A 22,836-nucleotide genomic window follows, 5' to 3' on the forward strand; every position below is an offset into this window, starting at 1 on the left:
GCATGTCTGTGCGCTGAACCGCTAGATTTGGGTCACGATATGTGGAGTCCGATGGACAATGTCAGACTCCACATATTCCCATGTGTGCTTGATATCGGTCTTTGAGAGACGGTGGGCATTGATGATGACGCATAGGAGCGAACATGTCATCGCCAGTCCTGCTATGGCAGGTGTAAGCAGCCATCCGGTGAAGGGATAGAGAATACCCATGGCAAACGGTATGCCAACGACGTTGTAGATCAATGCCCAAACGAGATTCTCGCGCATATTGCCAATGGTTTGTCGAGAGAGCGATATGGCATGTAACACTCCCTGCATGTCGCCGCTAAGAATCGTAATATCTGCCGACTGCATGGCTTGATTGGATGCCGTACCGAGGGCGAAGGCAACATCGGCTTCATCGAATGCCAGGGTATCTTTCTCGCTGTCGCCAACCATGGCGACCAACCCACTGCCCGAGTTCTGATCGACGAAGTGGCGTATCCATTGAGCCATTTCAACATTGCGCTCATGCAATGAAGGTTGGGGCTTGTGCTGAATGTCGGATTGCATGTTTGCGTCATTCGGCACCGCTAGCGGAATGATTTCGTCTACGCCAAATTCGGATGCCTGACGCATCGTGTCGGCGCTCGTGTCGTGTGTAAACATGCCAATCGAAATTCCCGCCTTGTGCAGCGCTGCTGAGGTTTCCTTGGGATTTCTCGTGTCGTGGGTGGAGAGCATGTCAGCTTCGAAGAAAATCTTGGTAATGCTGCGCGCTCTTGACAATGACAGGCCGGAAGACATGAGAATGCCTTGGGTTGCCCCCAGATTCATTGCTACGAAAGCGGAAAGCGGTGTCGCCAGGGCGAGGGCGCAGGGGCAGGCGACGATCAGCACGCTGATTCCTGTAACCAAGGCATGTGAAAGGCGTGGTTGTGGCCCGACGACAATCCAGATCGCGAAGGTCCAGATGGCCAGAATGATGACTGCTGTCACGATGATTCTGCTGAGCCTGAGTGCGAGTGTCTGCAATGGTGCAGAAGTGCTGCGAGCCTTGGAAACCAAGGCAATGATGTGTCCGAGAACGCTGTTCGTAGCGATGGCGGTGACCTGCACAAGAATCGAACCTTGAACGACGAGTGAAGTCGCGCAGACTTTGCGGCCATACTCGATATGGATGGATTGACTGTTGCCTGTTATTGAGGAGTCATCGATTCTTGCAGAGCCTCCGACAACCAGTCCGTCCGCAGGGATGCGCTCGCCAACGCCGACGAGCACCACGTCGCCGGATCGTAACGTCGAGGTTTCGGCATCTTCGATGGGGATTGCATCGAGATTGAGATTGTCGTTCGTATGATTGCCCGTTTTCAGAGAGGAAGCAACCTGTGCGGACACCTTATGGGAATTTTGCGGATATAGCCGTTGCAATGCCGAAACCGCCTCGCCGGAACCGGCGCGAACCTTATCTTCCAGAAGTTTGCCCAGCAAGACCAGGGTGATGATGATGCCGACTGATTCAAAATAGGGATCCCGTGATCCGACGGGCAGTACATCCGGTGCGAAGCATACAAAAAGGCTGTAGAGATATGCGGCCCAAGCGCCGAGTGAGACGATGGAATCGATGTTCGGTGCACGATGGACAATGCCGCGCCAGCCATCATGATGAATGGTTCTGCCACAATAAAACATTACTGGCGTGATGAGTATTGCCTGAATCCAAGGACTGCGGAGCCATTGAGGTACCAGGATATCGCTGAGCAAGGGAAGCATGATGATCAGAAAGACCGGTATCGTCAGTAACGCCGCAATGATGAGCAGGCGTTGCGTCATGGTAATGCTGCTGGGGGAATCCTTGTCGGGTGGCTCACCGATAGGGACGCTCTCCATCTGACCTTTCGGAAAGAAGAACCACAGCATGAGCCAGGTCAAGGCTCCTGCAACGACTATGGTGATTCCAAGCATGAATATGTCGAATCCCATTCACCCTCCCTGCGTGGGTATGGCAGCTCATTTTTCGTCCAGCGATGGATGCAATGCACGGGCATTGCAGCAATGCTCCCATCATCTTCTCACTGATTGCCGGTCAATGGCGTAAAGTTCAGGCTCAAATGCGCCGATATTACGAAGCGTCCACACTTGCTGATTCTATAGAACATATGTTCGAAACTGCCTCATCTATTATCATGCTCCTTGGCCTCGCGGTGATCACCGCCATACTTGGCTTGGCAATTGGCTGGCTGCTGGGCAGGAATCAAGGTTCTGCACATGCAGAGAACAACAGTGCTGAAAGCTTGAACCAACTGCAAGCGGAATCTGCAATGCTCAAGGACCGTCTTGAGCAGGCAAACGCTGGGGTCATTCAGTTCAAGACACAGGCGGTTGCCTTGCAGGAACAGCTGGTGTATGTAAAGAACCAATTGAGCCAGGCGCAGGCCGATGAACGCATGCGACTGCAACATGAGCGCGAGCGAGCAGATGCTGAAGCTGAGAAGAAACGCGAAGAGCAGGCAAAAACCATGCAGGAGCAAAGCAAGGTACTCAGTGCATTGGCACCTGTGCAGAAGAATCTCGATGCCCTGCAGCACAAGGTTGCGCAGATTGAAGAGGGCAGAAAGCACGAGATGGGTGCTCTCGATCAGCAATTGAAGGGACTCGGCGAGCAGCAGCTACGGCTCGGCCGCGAGACGAGCTCGTTGGCATCCGCATTGCGCAACAATAAGGTCCGAGGAGCATGGGGCGAGGCACAGCTCAAGAATATTGTCGAATCCGCGGGTTTGCTTGAACATGTCGATTTTGACACTCAGGTTGTTGTTGAAGACGGCGACGGCAAGGTATATCGACCTGACATGGTGGTGCATCTTCCCGGCGGCAAAAGCATTCCCATTGATGCGAAGGCTCCATATTCGAACTATCAACGCGCGTGTGAGATTCCAGATACGGCTTCCGAAGATGAAATCAATCGTCGATCCGAACTGTTGAAGGCGCATGCGAAGGATCTGCGAGAGCATGTCAGGGCGTTGGGAGACAAAGCGTACTGGAATGCGTTCAAGACCGCCCCTGACTTTGTGATCGCATTCATTCCCAATGAATCCCTGCTGCAAGCAGGGCTGGAATCCGATCCGGCATTGATGGACGATGCCTTTAATCGCAAGGTTGCGCTCACATCACCAGTAACGCTTTGGGCTGTTCTGAAATCTGTCGCGTATGCATGGCAGCAGCAGAGTCTGAGTGATGATGCCAATACCTTGTTCGAGCTGACCCGTCGTCTCTATGACCGTCTCTATACATTGGGCTCCCATGCCAACGCACTGGGCAAGTCGATCACCAATTCAGTGAAGGCATATAACAAGTTCGCAGCAACGCTCGAATCTCGGGTATTGGTCACCGCGCGCAAACTCGAGAAACTCGATAGTTCAAAGGTCATCGCAGAGGTGAGCCCGATAGAACCCAATAATGCTGACATCAGAGAACTCACGGCAGCAGAACTTGTCGACACTGATGACACGGATGACACGGATGACACTGGCGACGGTGGAGACACCGATGACAGTGGCGACACAGTTTCGAAGTCATGAGATAGGCTGTAGCCATGAAGTCGAAACATGGTTCAGAAGAATTGAGTGACGCTTCTTGCGCAATCCTTGCCAAGAAGCTTGCCCGTTCCATACAGGGCAAGGCCTTCAGTGAACTTGCTGATGTCACCTTCGATCACCGTGGTGCGGTGCTTATTGGCAGGGTGTTCATCAAGTCGTTGCAACGTTGCGGTTACGATCTTTCAGATTTTGATGCGGTTGGGGCGCTTACCTCGGCCGCGGTACCAATTGTCGACGCAATAATCCATACAGCGGCTGCACAGGGCAGCGAATTGAATGCATTCGTCATGGATTTTGTGTATCCCAGCATCAAAGGTCCTTCCATTGCGGGCAAGCGGGTACTGCTGGTCGATTCATGGCTGAGCGAGAAATCATATATTCAAACGTCTTCGCTGGTCACATTGCGCGATGGCAATGAACTCGGACTTGACTTCGGCATCATTACGAAGGAGGGTGCGACGGTCGTCGCCATTGCCAGCCTGATTGGATCTCAACAGCAATTCGGGCATGCACCCAAGTCGGATCCGAGTCCACGGTCCTTCGAGATCGAAGCCGTGAATCCGGCGACACAGGAACATGCGACAATACCCTTTGTCATGGTTTTCGACGAAGACACACTGCGATCGCAGCTTCCCGCCGATTCAGATACCACTGTTAGATCTGAACGCGGCATGGAGGATACTGAAGCGTGAGGGAGCCGAATGAAGTGACGAAGGCAGCCCTTGCCTCAGGAGAACCAACATTTCGTCCCATTGGCGTAGGTCCATGGAATGAGACTCACGCGGATGAGCCTCGCCCGGATGATCCCAATTCACCACAATTCGATCCGCGCTTCGATACTGAACTGCTTGACGAAGGCGATCATCGCAACGTTCTTGACCAATACCGCTACTGGACGGTTGATGCGATCAGGGACGATCTGGATCGTAAGGGGCGTCATGGTTTTGAAGTGGCTATAGAGAACTGGACCCACGATTTCAATATTGGTTCGATGGTCAGAACTGCAAACGCATTCAGTGCCCAAACTGTGCACATTGTCGGTCCACATAAATGGAATCGCAAGGGTGCGTTGATGACCGAGCTCTATCAGCACGTTGAGCATAGCCCCAGCATCGAAAGTCTGGTAGATGAAATCCGCGCCAGAGACGAACGACAGCATGTCCATACTCGAATCATCGCCATTGACAATGTTCCGGGGTCAGTCCCGATTGAGACTTACAGCTTTGTGGAGCATTGTCTCATGATTTTTGGCGCGGAAGGCCCAGGCCTTTCACGCAAGGCTCTTGAACTGGCCGATGATGTTGTATACATCTCGCAATACGGTTCCGTTCGTTCAATAAATGCAGGTGCAGCAGCCGCGGTTGCCATGCATGCATGGATATCGCAGCGTGCAAAACCGGTATTCAACCTGTAAACCATGGGTCAGAGCTGTGTCACACTGAACACATATGATGTGGATTATGCCAACATTCACACGTGAAGAAATCGAGCATCTTGGTGATCTTGCCCGCATCGCGTTGACTGATGAAGAAGTCACGCGAATGCAAGGCCAATTGAATGTGATTGCCGATGCCATTGCAAAAGTCCAGGAAGTTGCCTCTGACGACATTCCACCAACGGCCAATCCGGTACCGCTTGAGGCGTATATGCGTCCAGACGTTGCCGTGACGCCGTTGACCCAGGAGCAGGCTTTGGCGGATGCGCCTGCGACCGAGGATGGCATGTTCGTTGCACCGCGAATCATGGGCGAGGAGTGAGTTTGGGTATGTCACAACAGGATAATTCCCGACAGGATGATCTGGTCAGACTGTCTGCAGCCGAAATGGCTGACAAAATAAGAAACAAGCAAGTTTCCAGCCGAGAATTGGTTGAGGCTGAGCTCAAGGTCATCGAATCTGCCGAGCCAAGCATTCAGGCGTTCCTGCATATCTCCAAGGATGAAGCGTTGGCTCAGGCCGATGCCTTCGATAAGAAGCATGCCTCTGGAGACACCGAAGGTCTGCCGGAATTGGCTGGTGTGCCCATTGCGATCAAGGACATGATCGTCACGAAGGGCATTGAAACGACCGCTGCCTCGAAGATACTTGAGGGCTGGGTTCCACCATACGACGCAACCGTCATCACCAAGATCAAGGCAGCCGGAATGCCTATCCTGGGCAAGACGAACCTTGATGAATTCGCTCAGGGTTCCTCAACCGAGCACAGTGCATACACCACAACTCATAACCCTTGGGACACTGAGCGCGTCCCCGGTGGTTCCGGTGGTGGCTCGGCTTCAGCCGTGGCATCATTCGAAGCGCCGGTTGCTCTGGGAACGGACACTGGCGGTTCCATTCGGCAGCCCGGCGCACTTACCGGCACGGTCGGCGTGAAGCCCACCTATGGTGGCGTATCACGTTTTGGTGCCATCGCCATGGCTTCCTCACTCGATCAGATTGGTCCAGTGTCAAGAACTGTTCTTGATGCCGCACTGCTTCATGAGCTCATCGGCGGCTATGACGAGCATGACTCCACCTCCATTCCAAAGCCACTGCCTTCCATAGTGAAAGCGGCCCGCGAAGGTCAGAAGATGGATTTGAAGGGCGTGAAAGTTGGTCTGATCAAGGAAATCTCCGGCGAAGGCTTCCAGCCCGGCGTGCAGGCTCGCTTTGACGAGGCGTTGAAGGCATTGCAGAACATGGGTGCCGAGGTCGTGGAAGTCTCATGCCCGCATCTCTCCTATGCCCTTGGCGCGTATTACATCATCATGCCTTCCGAGGTCTCAAGCAATCTTGCCCGTTACGATGGCATGCGCTATGGTCTGCGTGTGATGCCTCCTACAGGCACCGACCAGACTGCGGCCAATATGATGGCAGCCACACGTGAGGCGGGCTTCGGTGACGAGGTCAAGCGCCGTATCATTCTCGGCACCTATGCACTTTCTGCAGGCTACTACGATGCGTGGTACGGCTCGGCTCAGAAGGTTAGGACGCTGATCATTCGCGATTACGAGAACGCGTTCAAGCAATGCGATGTGCTGGTCTCTCCAACGAGCCCCAGCACGGCATTCAAGTTCGGCGAGAAGATGGACGATCCTCTGACCATGTACCTGGAGGATGTGGCAACGATTCCTGCGAATCTTGCAGGTGTGCCAGCCATGTCGATTCCAGCCGGCCTGAGCGATGATGGCCTGCCAGTCGGATTCCAGTTCTTCGCACCACAGATGCGCGACGATCTCATGTATAAGCCTGCCGCAGCGCTCGAGGCAGCGCTCGATCAGGCTCGTGGCGGCCCGATGCTGCAATCCCTGAAGACACCGTGGCTTGAGAGCCTCGCAAAGTAAGCATCGTAAAGGAAAAGAATCATGGCTGATACATTGATGAAATTTGCCGATGCCGTCAAGAAGTACGATCCGGTATTCGGTTTGGAAGTCCACGTTGAGCTCAGTACAAATACGAAGCTGTTCTGCCCGGCGCACATTGAATTCGGTGGTGAACCAAACTCGCAATTGACGCCGGTATCGCTCGGCTTGCCTGGCAGCTTGCCGGTTGTCAATAAGACCGCGATTGACTATGCGGTAAAGCTTGGTCTTGCATTGCACTGCGACATTGCTGAGTGGAGCCAGTTCGCCCGCAAGAACTACTTCTACCCAGACATGCCGCGTAATTATCAGATCTCCCAGTATGACAAACCGCTGAACGGCAACGGATACCTTGATGTTGAGCTGGATGACGGCGAGATCTTCCGTGTCCCGATCGAGCGCGCGCACGTTGAGGACGATGCTGGCAAGAACACGCATGTCGGCGGCGCCGATGGTCGCATCGAAGGTGCCGATCACTCCCTCTGCGACTACAACCGTGCTGGCGTACCGCTGATTGAGATTGTGACCAAGCCAGTCGAGGGCGCAGGCGCACGGGCCGCCGAAATTGCAGGTGCTTACGTTCGCACGATTCGTGACATCGTCCGCGCACTGAACATTTCCCACGCTCGCATGGAGCAGGGTAATATGCGTGCCGATGTGAACATTTCACTGCGTAAGACGCAGCAAGATCCATTGGGAACGCGTTCCGAAACCAAGAATGTGAACTCATTCAAGGGCATCGAGAAGACACTGGTATACGAGATTCGCCGTCAGGCCGCCATTCTCGACAAGGGTGGTGAAATCCTTCAGGAAACCCGTCACTGGGACGAATCCACGCAGACTACGGCCGGCGGCCGTGTGAAGTCCGATGCCAACGATTATCGTTACTTCCCGGATCCTGATCTGGTCATGGTTCACGTCACCAAGAGCCACATCGAGGAATTGGCGGCACACATGCCTGAAATGCCTCGTGAACGCAGGGCACGCTTGAAGGCCGAGTGGAAATTCTCTGATTTGGAGATGCGTGATGCGGTGAACGCAGGAGCGCTCGATCTGATTGAAGAGACCGTCAAGGCTGGAACCGATGCAGCCGGTGCTCGCAAGTGGTGGATGGGCGAACTGTCCAGAATCGCCAACGAGCAGGGTGTATCGCTTGAAGAGCTTTCGATCACGCCGCACAACGTTGCCGATGTTCAGAACATGGTTACCACAGGCAAGCTCAACGATAAGCTCGCCAAGCAGACCGTTGCGGGTGTACTCGCCGGTGAAGGAACACCTGCCGAGGTCGTTGCCAAGCATGGATATCAGGTCGTTTCCGATGATGGTGCTTTGGAAAGTGCCGTCGTTGAGGCTCTTGACAAGAACCCTGATGTTGCTGAAAAGTTGCGCTCCGGCAACATGAAACCCATGGGAGCAATCATTGGTGCCGTAATGCGCGCAACGCATGGTCAGGCAGATGCCAAGGCTATCAGCAAGATCGTCATTCAGAAGGTTCGTCAGGGTTGATTTTCCACTCCGAATTTCCGCTGGTTGCGCATGCAATGACTGGGCATGACCTGAATGCCAAGGTTTTGCTGGGAAGTGTCTCGGCAATCAGCGGAATATGGGGTTGTTTTTCAATGATTCACTGTTGGTAATACCAACGGTGGAGATACCGCAGTACTATCGTATCGGATAAGAAACCGTCGAATTCGAGAGTGGCATTATGACACGCAGCACTGGGGACAAGTCATTATCCGGTCAGTCAAGAGAGCTTCCGGAGCGCATCATCATTCCTGATATCAAAGGGGAGATGGTGTATTTACGCCCCGCCACACTTGATGATCTTTCGCGTATGGAAGAGCTGGACGCCTTCTATAATGCCTCGGGAATCACTGGCAAAGACAAGCAGACCGAGCGTGCTGTGGTCCGCACATGGGTACGTCGCTCCGTTGCGTGGACGTGGGGTCAGAAAACTGTGGATTCCGGCGTGGGCGATCCGGAATTCCGTCGTACTGTCGCATGGGCATTGGTTGCCGAGCCCACGGATCGCGACACTGAGAACACATCTGATGAGGAATCGGATGCCGATCGCGTCATCGGCATGATCTTCCTCATTGACATTGATGGTTGGGCTCGTTCTGCTCGTATTCAGGTGGTGCTGGGCAAGGATTATCGTGGCCGTGGATATTCAAGGGATGCCATGCCTCGCGTCATGACGTATGGTTTTGCCCCTGAACCGGTTGGCCTGGGTCTGCATCGTATTTGGGTGAGCATTCCTGAGAAGAACACACGTTCCATCTCTGTGTATCAGTCACTTGGATTCCTGCCATTGGGTGTATCCCGTGATGCATTATGGGATGCTGCTGCAGGAAAATATCAGGATCTGATCGTCATGGACACGCTCGTGGACGAATATGATCCGATACGTTCGCTTGATGCTTTTGGCATGCACGTCTTCGAAGAAAATCCTGGTGTCAAAGAGGCGATGACGGTGCAGCATATAGCGCCTGAGCTGCATCATCTTGAGAATAAGCGCGGCATAGTTGCCGACAGAATCGGCAAGGGGCCCATCAGCGTCAGCAAGCAGCGCTCGTTTGCAAACACTGCAGAGTCCGAGAATGCATCGAATGTGGATTCAGATCTCGATGCTGTTTCGGCAACGAAATCCCCACGTGATGGCACAACGGCATCCGCTTATGATGACAATGCAGGTGAACACACATCCTCTGCCTCGCAATTGAGCGACGGCGGCAATCGTCAGGGGGAAAGGCAACAGCCACAGGGCGGACGATACGCCGAAAACCCCTCGTCGAACTGGCATTTCGGCAGTGGTAGAACGGATGGCGACGCGGCTTCAGATCAGGTTGAATGGCCATACAACCAAACTGACAGAAAGCCATCGAAGCGCGCATGGTGGCGTAGTCTGGGGAATAAACACAAGCAAACCCCGGAAGATCGGAAAGACTGACATATGAGTGCTGAGGACCTCGATAATTACGAAACCAAGGCTGAACTTGCCCTGTATCGTGAATACAGGGATGTCATCAAGCTCTTCACCTATGTTGTCGAGACTGAACGACGCTTCTATTTGGCCAATAAGGTTGACTTCAATGTACGTTCAGCTGGCAATGATGTATATTTCGATGTGCAACTGACCGATGCCTGGGTATGGGATGTATATCGCTCTAGCAGATTCGTAAAAAATGTCCGCATTGTCACATTCAAGGACGTAAATGTGGAAGAAGTGCAGAAGTCTGACATCGATATTCCAGAAGAGATGCCATAATTTTGTTGAAAATGTAGTGTTGTTCAGGTTTGAAATGCTTGAGAGCAGTGATAAGCGTTACGCAGTGAATAAAACAATAAGAGGAGGTTGCTGTGACTGAACGGGAATCCACGGATAAGGGTTCGGAAGAAAGGCAATCAATCGTGATTGTTGGAGGTGGGCCAGCAGGTCTCACCGCCGCCTGGGAATTCGTCAAGGACGGAAACTGTGACTATGATGTCACGGTTCTCGAGGCAACCAGCGAATTTGGCGGCATTTCAAGGACTGTGAAGCATAACGGCAACCGCATGGATATCGGTGGTCACCGTTTCTTCTCCAAGGATGACAGAATCATGGAGTGGTGGAAGACCATGCTTCCATTGCAGGGTGCTCCGTCATTCGATGACAAGAAGCTGGGTCGCCACCACGATTTGGAACCCGGCGGTCCAGATCCTGAGAAGACCGACAAGGTGATGCTGAAGCGTCATCGTGTGTCGAGAATTTTCTGGAATCATCACTTCTTCGATTACCCGATCTCACTTTCGCCAAATACCTTGAAGGCGCTGGGATTCAAGTTGACGATGGAGGCTGGTTTCAGCTACCTCAAATCGTGCGTTCACAAGCTTCCTGAAGACAATCTTGAAAACTTCTACATCAATCGTTTTGGACGCAAGCTCTATTCAATGTTCTTCGAGGGGTACACCGAGAAACTTTGGGGACGTTCACCGAGTCAGATCAGTGCAGACTGGGGCGCACAGCGTGTGAAGGGCCTGAGCATCATCGGCGTGCTGAAGAATGCCGTGATGAAGATCTTGCCGAAGAAACGCGATGCGCATGAGGTTGAAACCAGTCTCATCGAGGAATTCTGGTATCCGAAGCTTGGACCTGGGCAACTGTGGGAAACCGTTGAGAAACGTTGCACCGATGCGGGTGTGAAGGTACTTACTGATGCACGAGTTGTTGAAATTGACCAGCACGAAGGCAAGATTTCCGGCGTGGTCTATACCAATGCCGAGGGCGAACACGTTGCATTGAAGGCCGATCAGGTAATTTCTTCGATGCCGGTGAAGGACCTTGTGCACGCCATTGCCGCTTCGCCGAAGTCCGCTCCAACGGATATGCAGCATATCGCCAATGGTCTGCCATACCGTGACTTCGTCACGATTGGCCTGCTGGTCAAGAAATTGAGGATACGCAATACTACGAGCATCCCAACGCTTGGTCATCCGCCAATCGTTCCAGACTGCTGGATTTATGTGCAGGATCCGGGATATAAAGTTGGGCGTCTGCAAGTTTTCAACAACTGGAGCCCATATCTCGTGAAGGACGTTGAAAATACCGTATGGATCGGTCTTGAATACTTCTGCGACGAAGGAGACGATTTCTGGAATCTTTCCGAGGACGAGGCCAGGAAGTTCGCAATCAGTGAGTTGACGCGCATGGGCATCATCAACGGACCACAGGATGTTCTCGACTCGCACCGAGAAGAGGTTCCGAAGGCATATCCCGCTTACTTCGACACCTATCCACAGATGCCGGAGCTGGTCGAATGGCTCGATTCCTTCGGTAATCTATATTGCGTCGGCCGCAATGGCCAGCACCATTACAACAACCAGGATCACTCCATGGCGACTGCGATGGAGGCTGTCAAGAACATTGAGACTGGACGAACTTCCAAGCGCAATGTATGGAATGTCAACACCGAGAAAAGCTATCACGAAGAGAAATCGAACTGACCAAGTCATCATCGGCCGTCATTGTTCGTGAACGTTCATAGTGAAGATGTGCACGGTGAATGACTGAAATGAGACCGCCAAGAGTCCGGCTGTGTGGGGAGTGCCTCGCCTAGCCGGACTCTTGTATTTTTGAGATATATGGCGTTTTATTTTGCAAGAATCCATGGGGCGTTGTAAGGTGTGTGGAGTCCGATTGCTGGGTCAGCCTCGGATATTCATATGCAGATGAATCTGCAATCATTTTCAAGCCACGCCTGACACTTTGTCAGCGAGCGGTAGGAAAGGCATTATACAGTGGCAACAAGCCAAAATCTTGATGATATGAAACTGCCTGAGCTCAAGGAGCTCGCCAAGCAGATGGGTCTGCGCGGTACATCCACCATGCGCAAGCCAAAACTTGTTGAGACCATACAGGCCGCACGTTCCGGTGGCGCTGCTCCCGCAGGTGTGACTGTTCGGGCTCCGAAGCAGGTGCCATCGTTGAACTCTTCAGCTGAAACGACCGATGCAGATCAGCAGTCGCCAGTTGCACAAACACTTCCAGAGGAACGTTCGTTGATTCGTCGACGTACCCGAAAGAACTCTGCGATCAAGGAGACCTCATCACACGAAGACGCACAGCCTTTGAAAGATGCGGATGTTCAGCAGAGCGAGGATCGCAAGGCTCAGCACGGAGCACAGAAACAGAACCGTTCAAAGGATCTGTTCGACGTGCTCGGCATCGATAACTCGGCATCAGGCAGTGAGGAACGACACGATAATCGCCGTGGTGAGCATCGTGACTCGGAGAATTCCAATGGAACTGTTCTCCCGCTGCGCAGAAGAAGTCGCAAGCACGACGTTGTTGAAGACAATGCCGAGCAAGACCATGAAAAGGTTCGCGATCTCGATGACATCCTGGCATCGCTGCCAAATCGCAGTGAGCGCTCCTCGCGTCGTCAAAACGACGAGCGCGGCGACAATCAGGACGGCAATCGCCGCAGTCGTGACCGCCGTGAACGCAATAATCGCAATGATAATGTGGATCGCAATGAGCGTTCTGATCGTAACGACCGTAATGAGCGCAATAACGACCGCAGGGGTCGCAACCGTCGTGAACGCAATCACGACTTCGAATCCCGCGAGGAGGAAAAGCGTGATGATGCAAGGCAGGAAGAGCTTGTCCCTGTTGCAGGCATCGTCGATGTGCTTGATTCCTACGCCTTTATTCGTACTTCCGGCTATCTGCCAGGTCCAAACGATGTCTATGTTTCGATGGGTCAGGTCAAGAAATACAGTTTGCGCAAGGGCGATGCCGTTCACGGCTCAATTCGTCCACCTCATGAGGGCGAGCGACGCAATCAGCGTCAGAAGTTCGTGCCACTGCAGTCCATTGACACCATCAATGGCATGAGTGTGGAAGAAGCATCCTCACGTCCTCATTTCAGCAAGCTCACGCCTCTGTATCCACAGGAGCGCCTGCGCATGGAGACCCAGCCAAACAAGATCACTGGTCGGCTGATTGACATCGTTTCGCCGATTGGCAAAGGCCAGCGTGGTCTGATCGTTTCGCCGCCAAAGGCCGGTAAGACCATCACCTTGCAGAATATTGCAAATTCTATTACCACGAATAATCCTGAAGTGCATTTGATGGTGGTACTCGTTGATGAACGGCCTGAAGAGGTTACCGATATGGAGAGAACGGTGCAGGGTGAGGTCATTTCCTCAACTTTCGACCGCCCTGCATCTGACCATACGACCGTTGCGGAACTCGCCATCGAGCGCGCCAAGCGTCTGGTTGAACTTGGACAGGATGTTGTCGTTTTGCTTGATTCGATGACTCGTCTGGCTCGTGCATACAACATTGCGGCCCCTGCATCTGGTCGTATTCTTTCCGGCGGTGTCGACGCTCAGGCGCTCTATCCGCCCAAGAAGTTCTTCGGTGCAGCTCGCAACATCGAAAATGGCGGTTCCCTGACCATCATTTCGTCTGCCCTGGTGGAAACCGGTTCGAAGATGGATGAAGTCATCTTTGAGGAGTTCAAGGGAACCGGCAACATGGAATTGCGCCTCTCGCGTGAATTGTCAGAAAAGCGCATGTTCCCGGCAATTGATATCAACGCTTCCGGCACTCGCCGCGAAGAGCTCATTACACCGCCGCAGGAGCTGGCGATCATCTATCGTCTTCGCCGTGCATTCGGTGGCATGGAACCTGAGCAGGCATACCAGACCCTGGTGCCTCGTCTGAAGAAGACAGCAACCAACAAGGACTTCCTTGCTGCGCTGACTCAGAATATTCCTCAAACATGAGTTTGTGATTTCGCAGTCGCGGCTCGTACGATGTCCTCAATACCGAAGTTAAGGTATTGAGGACATCGCGCATATCTGTGTCAATATAAATATCTGTGCCAATGTAAATGACTATGCCTGTGTTGATGATCTGCGGCTGATGATTGGTTGAAGCTGGAAGCTATTCTTAAGGCTATGAGCGAATCTGAACAAGAAGATGAGAATTCAACCACCATTGACAGGCACATGGCCGCAGAGAACCCAGAAACTGCGAGGGCAGTGGCGCAGATAAAAGAGTTGAGAGCATCGATCGACAATGTTGACACCGCAATCGTGTCTCTGCTCGCCGAACGGTTCAAATATACTTCCAGGGTTGGCGTAGTGAAGGCTCGTGCGGGCTTTGCGCCAGCGGACTATGCACGCGAAGAGCGTCAGATTGCTCGCTTGCATGGCATTGCCGAGGCTGCAGGACTTGATCCAGAAATCGCCGAGATGTATCGCGAATTTGTTGTCACCGAAGCTAAAAAGCGTCATAAACGCATAGCCGAAGCCGGGGGGAACCCCGGTGTTCTCGACGTTTTTGCATGAAGTCGATAGATATGAACAACGTTGATATGACCAACATCGACATGACCGACTGAGAAAACCAAGATCTTGAAAATCCTGTAGCGGCAGTGGGATTCGGTCACGATATCGGCCGAATCCCGAAAATCGGCCACTATGATTGATTACTTCCGCGGTTTCTTTGCCGGGGGCTCGCCAAGGGTGCTCGAAATGACCTTGATCGATGGCACCTCACCATCCTGAGCATCGGTATCAGAAACAGCCGCGACTTCGATGGTGATCTCGCCGGTGACTCGACCGGCTTCTGCTATATCAATCAGTGAGGAACGCACGGCTTCCTCCGCCTCGGCAGGAACCTTCAACGTGACGGAAGTGATTGGGGTGCGCATGGAAACCTTCGCCTCTGACTTGATCTTGCGCAACTCGGCAAGGGCATTGCCTGACCAGGTGAGCACATCAGGGTTCACGCCATCGCCTGCATCCGCATAGGCAGGAGCCTCTGGCCACTGAGCGACATGTACCGAGCCGGCGCCGTCATGCATCCAGCTCCAGACCTGTTCGGTGGAGAATGGAAGATACGGTGCAAGCAAGCGTGCGAAGGCATCCAAACCAAGGCCGAGCGTCGTGCGAGCGGACTGCACGGCATTGGCATCGGGAATCTTCCCCGTTGCATCGGCAGTGCCATAGGCGCGGTTCTTGACAAGCTCGATGTAATCATCGCAGAAGTCCCAGAAGAAGCTCTCAATGGATTCCAACGCCTTTGAATGCTCATAGGACTCAAGCGAGTTGCTTGCGGCGGCAATCACCTCGCCCAACCGAGTAAGCACTGAACGATCGATGGTCTCAGTCACGTCTTGCGGGTTCCAAGTCACCTTCGTAGCCGACGCAACGTGATGATTCTCATCTTCACGCCCGATTGCCAGTGCAAACTTGGTGGCATTGAGCAGTTTTATGGCCAGTCTGCGGCCAATCTTCATCTGCCCTTCGTCATAGGTGGCATCGAGACCCAAACGTGCTGAGGCAGCCCAGTAGCGCACTGCATCGGCACCAAATTTCTTGATGGGCTCGTTGGGAACCACAACGTTGCCCTTGGATTTGCTCATCTTCTTGTGATCAGGATCGAGAATCCAACCTGACAGGGTGGTGTTGGACCAAGGCAGACAGTGATTTTCAAGATGTGCGCGGTCAATTGAGCTGAACAGCCATGTGCGAATGATGTCCTGACCCTGCGGACGCAGATCCATGGGGAATGTGGACTTGAACAGCGCTTCGTTCTCTTTGCCTGGTTCTGCCCAGTGCGTCACGATCTGAGGTGTCAGCGAGCTGGTTGCCCACGTGTCCATGATGTCGTTCTCGGCGGTGAAACCACCGGGGACGTTTCGCTCAGAAGCATCAAATCCAGCGGGAATATCGCTGGTTGGATCAATCGGCAGATCTGCTTCGTCAGGCGTGATGGGATGGGCATAATCGGTTTCACCATCAGCCTTGACTGGATACCACAATGGGAATGGCACACCGAAGAAGCGCTGACGTGAAATGAGCCAGTCCCCATTCAGGCCGTGTACCCAGTTGTCATAACGAACACGCATGAAGTCGGGATGGAAGTTCAGCGCCTTGCCACGGTTGATGAGCTCAGCATTGAGAGCCTCGTCAGTGCCACCATTGCGCAGATACCACTGGCGCGAGGTGACGATTTCGAGAGGCTTGTCGCCCTTTTCGTAGAAGTTTGTCATACGCTTGGTCGGGGTTGGATCCCCTTCCAAATCGCCGGATTCACGAAGTTCATCAACAATGATCTTGCGTGCACTGAACACAGTTTTGCCGGAGGTCTCAGCAAAGATATCACGGCCGTGACTATCGGTGATCCAATCAGGAACATCGCCGACGATACGGCCATTGCGTTGAAGAATCGAACGCGTCGGCAGCTTCAAGTCACGCCACCACTCAACGTCGGTAACATCACCGAAGGTGCAGCACATGGCGATGCCGGCACCCTTGTCCATCTCAGCGGCAGGGTGCGCGAGAATGGGCACAGGCACCTTGAACAGAGGCGAATAGACATTCTGGCCAAAGTACTTCTTGTAGCGTTCGTCGTCTGGGTGCGCAATCAAGGCACCACATGCTGCAAGTAATTCGGGACGGGTCGTTTCAATGTAGATCGGAGTTCCATCTTCGAAGCGGAATGCAAGCTTATGATAGAAACCAGGGTATTCGCGAGATTCCAGTTCTGCCTGCGCCACAGCAGTCTGGAAGGTGACATCCCACAGACCGGGGGCATCCTGCTGATATGCCTCACCGCGAGCTAGGTTGCGCAGAAAGGCCTTCTGGGCAACTCTGCGAGGGTGCTCACCAATGGTGTGATAGGTCTGGGCCCAATCGATGGAAAACCCGAGTGAGCGCCACAGTTGCTCGAACTGCTGTTCGTCCTGTGCGGTCAGCTTCTCGCACAGTTCGATGAAGTTCTGGCGTGAGATGCGAACCAGATCACGAGCCTCGAGCTTCTTGCCCTCGGTGCCTTCGAACGGCGGTTTGAAATCAGGATCATAGGGCATTGACGTGTCTACGCGCACGCCATAATAGTTCTGCACGCGACGCTCGGTCGGCAGACCATTGTCGTCCCAGCCCATCGGATAGAACACGTCATAGCCGAGCATGCGCTTGTAGCGTGCAATGATGTCGGTGTGAGTGTAGGAGAATACATGGCCAACGTGGAGATGCCCCGAAACCGTTGGCGGTGGGGTGTCAATCGAATACACCTCTGAACGGTCACGATTATGCTTGAATTGATAGATGCCAGATGTTTCCCACTGTTTCTGCCACTTGGCTTCCAGACCATCGACGGCAACGCGGTCTGGAAGTGGGGTCAGTTGAGCGGAAATCGGTCCTTGCTTCTCAGTCATACTCGCAAGTGTATGAATTTAGCGTGACAAAGGCATCATTGCCTGTAGAAGTGACGTTGTACGCGAATATTCATGTAAATCCACGCACACTTTATCCTGTTCCTCTCGCCGATTGAGACCTGCAACCTTCATTGTGAACTTCGAGAAGTACATACACCTGCAATCGATGGGAATCAGACCATATTGAACCGAATATGACCCTCGCTCGCGTCCTTATACTTGGTGAAGTTCACAATGAGCACAGCATCATCGCGCGGAGCCGATGCCTCGCAATGGAAAGTACTCGGCGGTTGAATTCGATGGCACATTTGTGACGGTGTGATTATATGCAGTTACCGGTGTTGAAACATAAAGCCAGTCGACAGGGGATTGCGTTGATACTGTTGAGGCATATGCGGCGATGCTCTTGCGATATTCTGTGTCATTCCTCGATGCCTTGACGCTTTTCCACTCGCTCTGTGCATCGGGGCTGTCATATCCGCTCAGTGAGGTGGGGTCTGCAAATGTGGCTGCATCCGCTGCACCCGTCATTGGTGCCAGAGTCATGTCAAAAGCATGCTGTGATTCGACCGTTTTCTTCCAATCCGCATCGCTGACCGTCGTAACCGTTACCGGAACTCCACCCGCAGCCAGTTGCGTCTTGACCAATTCGCCGATGGCAGAGCCATAGGATTGCGGATATATGAATCGCAGACTTCCGTTGTAATAGCTTGGAGGGAAGTAATAGGCCATCTGAGCGCCCTTGGCGGTGTTATGTGGGTGCAGTCCGGTTAAATCCTCGTATCCCTCGTCAAGTGGTGAGAGAGGACCGCCAATTGCCGTTGCAGTGCCGTTTTGCGTTGCCACTATGGCGGCGTGATCAAGCATGTAGCGAATTGCTTCACGGAAGCGCTGATCAGACAGTACGGAATCCGTACGAGCATTGAACACCAGAGCCAGTGTGTCGCTGCTCTTGCCGGTGACCAGTGAGATTTTCGAAGCCTTCGCATCATTGCTTGCCTTGGCCATCGAAGCGGGTGCCAACGGCGTGGCAATGTCTACGCTCTTGCTTTGCAGGGCGTCCACCATGGCGGCAGCATCCGAGAAGTATGTGAAGGTTGCCTGTGTGACTGCCGTAGGCTGAGCGCCCCAATACTTCGTGTTAAGCGTGAGTTGGAGCTTCGTGCCAGGCTTCCAGCTGCTCACGGTGTAGGGTCCTGATCCGAGAGCCTGAGTCGCATAATTGATGTTCGCGTCCTTGTCGTAAACGATGCCGGCACGCCCATACAAGTGCCGCAGCAGCAGAGGATCCGGGCTGGTAAGCCGTATCGTGACCGTTGATGCATTCGAATTTGAGACTTCGGCCACATTGGCAAGAGCGTTTGCATCGACGAGCTTATTGGTGATGATCTGCTTCAGGGACCAGACAACATCAGCAGCATCGAGAGCATCGCCATTGGAGAAGTGCATTCCCGAATTGAGATAGAAGGTGTAGCTGCGACCATCAGGGGAGATGACCCAGGATTTTGCGATGCCGGCTGCTGGAGTACCTGAGGAATCCTGAGAAACCAGCGTTTCATAGACATTGTTCAGCAGAGCCTGCTCAATGCCTTTCCCTGAGTCTTTTCGCAGGTCCAAGGATTGAGGTGCCGATGTGCTGGCGATGGAGATTGCCTTGGTGGGCATTGAAATCGTGTGTTCGAAAACCTCACCTTTACGGTTGTACAGCAGCCAGCCGCCCCAGCAGACACCGCCGAGAATCACAACGATGACAAGAAAAATGACGAATGAGATGAAACCGTTCCTGTGATGGGAACCCCCTTGCAGGGCATCATAGGAACGAATGCCATTATGGTCTGGTCCGTGGTCTTCCCGGTGGCTGCTCATACCGCCGAGTGTATACCAGATGCGGCATCGAGAGCGGCCTGCATCAGGCATTCGCGGCAATCCTTGCTGCGGGCGGTGCAATATTCCCTTCCGAAATATATCAGTCTATGAGAGAGCACTGTCCACTCTTCAGGGTGGAAATATGACGTTATCTCTCGTTCCACATGCACAGGATCGGGATGCTTCGAGCGCCAGTCGGTTCTCCAGCGCAGACGTCCGGTGACACGCATGACGTGAGTGTCAACAGGGAATCCAGGGATGCCAAAGGCATTGCCCAAAACGACGTTGGCTGTTTTTCTCCCGACACCGGGAAGTGTGACCAATTGATCCATCACTGGAGGAACTTTGCCGTCAAATTTCGTGGTGAGAGCGCTGCCAAGACCTATCAGATGACGCGCCTTCGAGCGGAAGAAACCGAGTGAGTGAATGATATCTTCCAATGCTTCTGGATTGGCCGACGCAAGTGCCTCAGGTGTTGGGTACCGCCGGAACAGCGTTGGCGTCACCTTGTTGACACCGATATCAGTGGTCTGGGCGCTGAGGACCGTTGCAACGACGAGTTGGAATGGGGAATCGAAATTGAGGCTGCAATGCGCATTCGGATACAACTTCGTGAGTATGTCATAATCCGAATGGATGCGTTCACTACGCTGTTGCCGAGTCTCCCTTGCCAAACTCCGTGCCGTCCTTGCCTAGAAAAAAATATTTCACTGCTCCGAATGACTTGATTTCTTTGCCTGCTCCTGAGCCTGTGCCTCGCGCTCGCTGCCCTCTGGAGGATCAAAGCGATAGCCAACGTTGCGGACGGTGCCAATAAGGTGTTCGTATTCGCCGCCCAGCTTGGCACGCAGTCTTCTGATATGTACATCAACCGTGCGAGTGCCGCCGTAGTAGTCATACCCCCATACTTCCTGCAGGAGCTGGGCACGGGTGAAGACCCTTCCTGGGTGCTGGACCAGGTATTTCAGCAGTTCGAATTCCTTGTATGCCAGGTCGATTGGACGTCCGAAGAGGCTTGCTGTGTAGCCGTTGGTATCCACGATGAGTTCACCGGAACGGATCTGCCCGTCGTCATTATGCGAGCTGACCTGCTGAGATTTGGCCCTTACCGGATCATAACCTGTGCTGTGCTCCGATATGATGCGCAGCCTTGCCTCAACCTCGGCAGGGGATGCGGAATTCACAATCACATCGGCAATGCCCCACGAGGAATTGACCACCGTGAAGCCACCTTCGGTAAGGATAAGCAGCACCGGTGTGGATAGGCCTGAGGCTCTGATGAGATTGCATAGGGTCTTTGCTGTTGCGAGATCGTCTCGAGCATCGAGAAAAAGTATGGTGTTCTCTGGCATCTTCACCAACGATGCGGCATCCATCGGCAACACACGAACGCGATGGGAGAGCAAGGCAAGCGAAGGGAGCACGGACGCAGGATCTGCTGCAAACGTCATCAGCGTCAAGTCGGTCACGTTGGTTCCCCTTAGTATGTAAGAACTGCCATTCTTGATGAAGCAGTTCAATTGTACAGTCTTGAGAAACCTGTGGATGATGCCCCGTTCACGATACGTTCATTTTCTCGTGGCCTGGAGTTCTCATAAGGTTTCTTGTATTTGTACAAGCCCTTGTGGACAGTTCACGCTACATTGTTACACAGGGAAAGGTCTGAGCTCCAGGGGCATTCGCCTGGGAGCCATCGCCCGTGATTGCAAGGAATGTTGAGGCTAACACCATGGTAGATGACAAGATGCAGATAAGTGAGCAGAGCAAGGCTTCTGCCGCCTCTCTCTGGTCAAGAATAGCGAAGGCGTTGACTGGCAAGGTTGCTGGTGTGCAGCTCGCCTTCTATTTCGTGATGCTGCTGGGAACCAGCGCATGCACCTTGTTGTCGTCGGGATCGGTGGCTGTGATCTGGAGCTTGGTTGCTGGATTGGCCATGCTTGTTGTGTTCATTCTATTGTGGCCATTCAAGACTTCGAATGCCGAAGGGGCTGATCTTGCAGTCGAGTGGACTGGTCGAATCGTTGCTGGTATTGCCGGAGTGCTTTCGCTTGTGTTTTCTGCCGTGCAGCTGAGGTCTCTTCTTGCTCCGGCCGTCATTGGCGGGCGGGCGAGATATCTGCTGCCATGGGCTGCAGCCTTTGCCATTCTTGTGACGGTGCTCGTCATCATTGGATTTGCTCTGCAGATGGCAAGGCGCAAGCGAACTCACCTTATCCGTTCACTTTCGGAAAGCATTTTTGGCGCAGTCGCATGTACCGCTGCTGGCGGATGGCCATTCTTCGCCTTCCTGACGCGAATGGTTGCAGACGGTTATCAGAGTCGTTTTGCAATGGCTTTGGTCATGGTGACGATTCTTGCATTGGTCATGCTGACCGCAATCGGCGTTGCAGCGACCCTGTGGTGGCGCGATATCAGGGCGGATGAACCAGGATCCTGGTTCGGAGTCGCGATGTTACCAGTCATGTTCGCTGGAATGGTTTTTTATCTCTTGAGCATTTGCGTGTTCTATCTGCTGTTCTGAGTCATGCGAATGGGTATCGATGTGCAGTATTGATGTGTAGTATTCATGTGAAAGGCATGACACACAGAGGCGAGGTACATGTTGCTCACCTCATGCACATGCTTGTCAGCAAAGGTCTGAGACCGTGGGGTTGTTTTGGGACTCCTAGAAGAGCATTGATCGAAGTACTTCAAAGAACCCTAGGTGATCCAGCAGTATTTCAAGACCGAGCAGGATCAGCACGCTACCGCCGCAAATTTGTGCGGGTTTGCGCCAGCGTGAACCAAAGACATTTCCAATCTGTAGACCTGCAACGGACATGGCGGCTGTCATGATGCCGATACTGATTATTATTGGCCAAATTCCCTCGGAAACCACTGAGATGCCGATGCCAACGGCAAAGGCGTCGATACTTGTGGCTACGGCAAGTGGCAGCATTGAACGCCAGCCGAATGAGGATGCAACCTTGTGACTCTCGTCGCTCTGATCTGCAAGACCTTCACGGATCATGTTCACACCCAAGGCCGAGAGCAAGCCAAAGATGATCCAGTGATCGAAGGAGGTGATGTAGGTGCGGAAACCTGCTGCAGCAAAGTATCCAAATAGGGGAAAGAGCGCTTGGAATCCGCCCAGCCACAATGCGATGGTGAGGCATTGGCGCGCTGTAGTGCGTCGGATGCTCAGTCCCTTGCTAATTGATACAGCAAAGGCATCCATTGAGACACCTAATGAAATCGCAAGCATTTCAAATAACACGATAACTCCATTCACATATTGAATTAGGTATTAAAACGTTGCTAGCTGCATTGGTTTGTAAGCTGTGTGGATTTAATACTTTTG

18 protein-coding genes are annotated in these 22,836 nt (G+C 53.1%); 12 read left to right on the forward strand and 6 right to left on the reverse strand.

The genetic code is table 11. The features are described 5' to 3' along the window. Positions 1–21 precede the first annotated feature (21 nt). On the reverse strand, positions 22–1,962 hold the full coding sequence (locus tag BAQU_RS02435; RefSeq protein WP_094692467.1) for an HAD-IC family P-type ATPase: 1,941 nt from the start codon (positions 1,960–1,962) through the stop codon (positions 22–24). A gap of 176 nt (positions 1,963–2,138) precedes the next feature. Here BAQU_RS02435 and BAQU_RS02440 point away from each other — a divergent pair, with 176 nt between their 5' ends. The 11 genes from BAQU_RS02440 (at position 2,139) to BAQU_RS02490 (ending at position 14,754) form a co-directional block, all read left to right on the forward strand. Next, complete coding sequence (locus BAQU_RS02440; protein WP_094692682.1) at positions 2,139–3,557, forward strand: DNA recombination protein RmuC; 1,419 nt, start codon at positions 2,139–2,141, stop codon at positions 3,555–3,557. A gap of 14 nt (positions 3,558–3,571) precedes the next feature. Then, a complete protein-coding gene (locus BAQU_RS02445; protein WP_244568403.1) occupies positions 3,572–4,267 on the forward strand; it encodes an orotate phosphoribosyltransferase in 696 nt (231 codons plus the stop codon). Beyond that, complete coding sequence (locus BAQU_RS02450) at positions 4,264–4,989, forward strand: TrmH family RNA methyltransferase (RefSeq protein ID WP_094692468.1); 726 nt, start codon at positions 4,264–4,266, stop codon at positions 4,987–4,989. Before BAQU_RS02445 ends, BAQU_RS02450 begins: the two co-directional genes overlap by 4 nt. 46 nt (positions 4,990–5,035) lie before the next feature. Further along, complete coding sequence (gene gatC / locus BAQU_RS02455; protein ID WP_094692684.1) at positions 5,036–5,332, forward strand: Asp-tRNA(Asn)/Glu-tRNA(Gln) amidotransferase subunit GatC; 297 nt, start codon at positions 5,036–5,038, stop codon at positions 5,330–5,332. A gap of 8 nt (positions 5,333–5,340) precedes the next feature. Continuing rightward, positions 5,341–6,897 (forward strand): Asp-tRNA(Asn)/Glu-tRNA(Gln) amidotransferase subunit GatA, encoded by a 1,557-nt coding sequence (gene gatA / locus BAQU_RS02460; protein ID WP_094692469.1) that lies wholly within the window; start codon positions 5,341–5,343, stop codon positions 6,895–6,897. 21 nt (positions 6,898–6,918) lie between these two features. Beyond that, positions 6,919–8,421, forward strand: a complete 1,503-nt coding sequence (gatB, locus tag BAQU_RS02465) for an Asp-tRNA(Asn)/Glu-tRNA(Gln) amidotransferase subunit GatB (protein ID WP_094692470.1) — start codon at positions 6,919–6,921, stop codon at positions 8,419–8,421. Positions 8,422–8,620: 199 nt separating this feature from the next. Further along, positions 8,621–9,865, forward strand: coding sequence for a GNAT family N-acetyltransferase (locus tag BAQU_RS10745; RefSeq protein ID WP_094692471.1), 1,245 nt, complete (start codon positions 8,621–8,623; stop codon positions 9,863–9,865). Between the two features lie 3 nt (positions 9,866–9,868). Next, a complete protein-coding gene (locus tag BAQU_RS02475; RefSeq protein WP_094692472.1) occupies positions 9,869–10,183 on the forward strand; it encodes a DUF2469 domain-containing protein in 315 nt (104 codons plus the stop codon). Between the two features lie 92 nt (positions 10,184–10,275). After that, positions 10,276–11,898, forward strand: a complete 1,623-nt coding sequence (locus BAQU_RS02480; protein ID WP_094692473.1) for an NAD(P)/FAD-dependent oxidoreductase — start codon at positions 10,276–10,278, stop codon at positions 11,896–11,898. 294 nt (positions 11,899–12,192) lie between these two features. Further along, positions 12,193–14,187, forward strand: a complete 1,995-nt coding sequence (rho, locus tag BAQU_RS02485; RefSeq protein WP_094692474.1) for a transcription termination factor Rho — start codon at positions 12,193–12,195, stop codon at positions 14,185–14,187. 174 nt (positions 14,188–14,361) lie between these two features. Beyond that, positions 14,362–14,754, forward strand: coding sequence for a chorismate mutase (locus BAQU_RS02490; protein WP_094692475.1), 393 nt, complete (start codon positions 14,362–14,364; stop codon positions 14,752–14,754). 140 nt (positions 14,755–14,894) lie between these two features. Here the strand turns inward: BAQU_RS02490 and valS are convergent, their stop codons facing one another. The 4 genes from valS to BAQU_RS02510 form a co-directional block, all read right to left on the reverse strand. Further along, complete coding sequence (gene valS / locus BAQU_RS02495; protein WP_094692476.1) at positions 14,895–17,630, reverse strand: valine--tRNA ligase; 2,736 nt, start codon at positions 17,628–17,630, stop codon at positions 14,895–14,897. 246 nt (positions 17,631–17,876) lie between these two features. After that, positions 17,877–19,496: an ABC transporter substrate-binding protein gene (locus tag BAQU_RS02500; RefSeq protein WP_158215615.1), complete on the reverse strand. Its 1,620-nt coding sequence runs from the start codon at positions 19,494–19,496 to the stop codon at positions 17,877–17,879. Continuing rightward, positions 19,493–20,170, reverse strand: coding sequence for an endonuclease III (nth, locus tag BAQU_RS02505; protein WP_169713249.1), 678 nt, complete (start codon positions 20,168–20,170; stop codon positions 19,493–19,495). The genes BAQU_RS02500 and nth overlap by 4 nt, the downstream gene beginning before the upstream one ends. 33 nt (positions 20,171–20,203) lie before the next feature. Then, positions 20,204–20,947: a winged helix-turn-helix transcriptional regulator gene (locus tag BAQU_RS02510; protein ID WP_169713256.1), complete on the reverse strand. Its 744-nt coding sequence runs from the start codon at positions 20,945–20,947 to the stop codon at positions 20,204–20,206. 278 nt (positions 20,948–21,225) lie between these two features. Here BAQU_RS02510 and BAQU_RS02515 point away from each other — a divergent pair, with 278 nt between their 5' ends. Further along, the gene (locus BAQU_RS02515; protein ID WP_094692479.1) at positions 21,226–22,017 is read left to right on the forward strand and encodes a hypothetical protein; all 792 of its coding nucleotides are present in this window, start codon (positions 21,226–21,228) and stop codon (positions 22,015–22,017) included. A 144-nt stretch (positions 22,018–22,161) separates the two neighbouring features. Here BAQU_RS02515 and BAQU_RS02520 read toward each other — a convergent pair whose 3' ends face one another. Further along, positions 22,162–22,752, reverse strand: coding sequence for a manganese efflux pump MntP (locus tag BAQU_RS02520; RefSeq protein WP_169713250.1), 591 nt, complete (start codon positions 22,750–22,752; stop codon positions 22,162–22,164). Positions 22,753–22,836 lie beyond the last annotated feature (84 nt).

The organism is Bifidobacterium aquikefiri, assembly GCF_002259795.1.
In the GTDB taxonomy this organism is placed as follows: domain Bacteria; phylum Actinomycetota; class Actinomycetes; order Actinomycetales; family Bifidobacteriaceae; genus Bombiscardovia; species Bombiscardovia aquikefiri.

Bases quoted from the DNA above. Each gene is read 5' to 3' on its own strand.
- BAQU_RS02490 (WP_094692475.1), top strand. From the start codon at position 14,362: ATGAGCGAATCTGAACAAGAAGATGAGAATTCAACCACCATTGACAGG.
- gatC (WP_094692684.1), top strand. From the start codon at position 5,036: ATGCCAACATTCACACGTGAAGAAATCGAGCATCTTGGTGATCTTGCC.
- gatA (WP_094692469.1), top strand. From the start codon at position 5,341: ATGTCACAACAGGATAATTCCCGACAGGATGATCTGGTCAGACTGTCT.
- BAQU_RS02445 (WP_244568403.1), top strand. From the start codon at position 3,572: ATGAAGTCGAAACATGGTTCAGAAGAATTGAGTGACGCTTCTTGCGCA.
- gatB (WP_094692470.1), top strand. From the start codon at position 6,919: ATGGCTGATACATTGATGAAATTTGCCGATGCCGTCAAGAAGTACGAT.
- valS (WP_094692476.1), bottom strand. From the start codon at position 17,630: ATGACTGAGAAGCAAGGACCGATTTCCGCTCAACTGACCCCACTTCCA.
- BAQU_RS10745 (WP_094692471.1), top strand. From the start codon at position 8,621: ATGACACGCAGCACTGGGGACAAGTCATTATCCGGTCAGTCAAGAGAG.
- BAQU_RS02510 (WP_169713256.1), bottom strand. From the start codon at position 20,947: ATGACGTTTGCAGCAGATCCTGCGTCCGTGCTCCCTTCGCTTGCCTTG.
- BAQU_RS02440 (WP_094692682.1), top strand. From the start codon at position 2,139: ATGTTCGAAACTGCCTCATCTATTATCATGCTCCTTGGCCTCGCGGTG.
- BAQU_RS02515 (WP_094692479.1), top strand. From the start codon at position 21,226: ATGGTAGATGACAAGATGCAGATAAGTGAGCAGAGCAAGGCTTCTGCC.
- BAQU_RS02475 (WP_094692472.1), top strand. From the start codon at position 9,869: ATGAGTGCTGAGGACCTCGATAATTACGAAACCAAGGCTGAACTTGCC.
- BAQU_RS02500 (WP_158215615.1), bottom strand. From the start codon at position 19,496: ATGAGCAGCCACCGGGAAGACCACGGACCAGACCATAATGGCATTCGT.
- BAQU_RS02435 (WP_094692467.1), bottom strand. From the start codon at position 1,962: ATGGGATTCGACATATTCATGCTTGGAATCACCATAGTCGTTGCAGGA.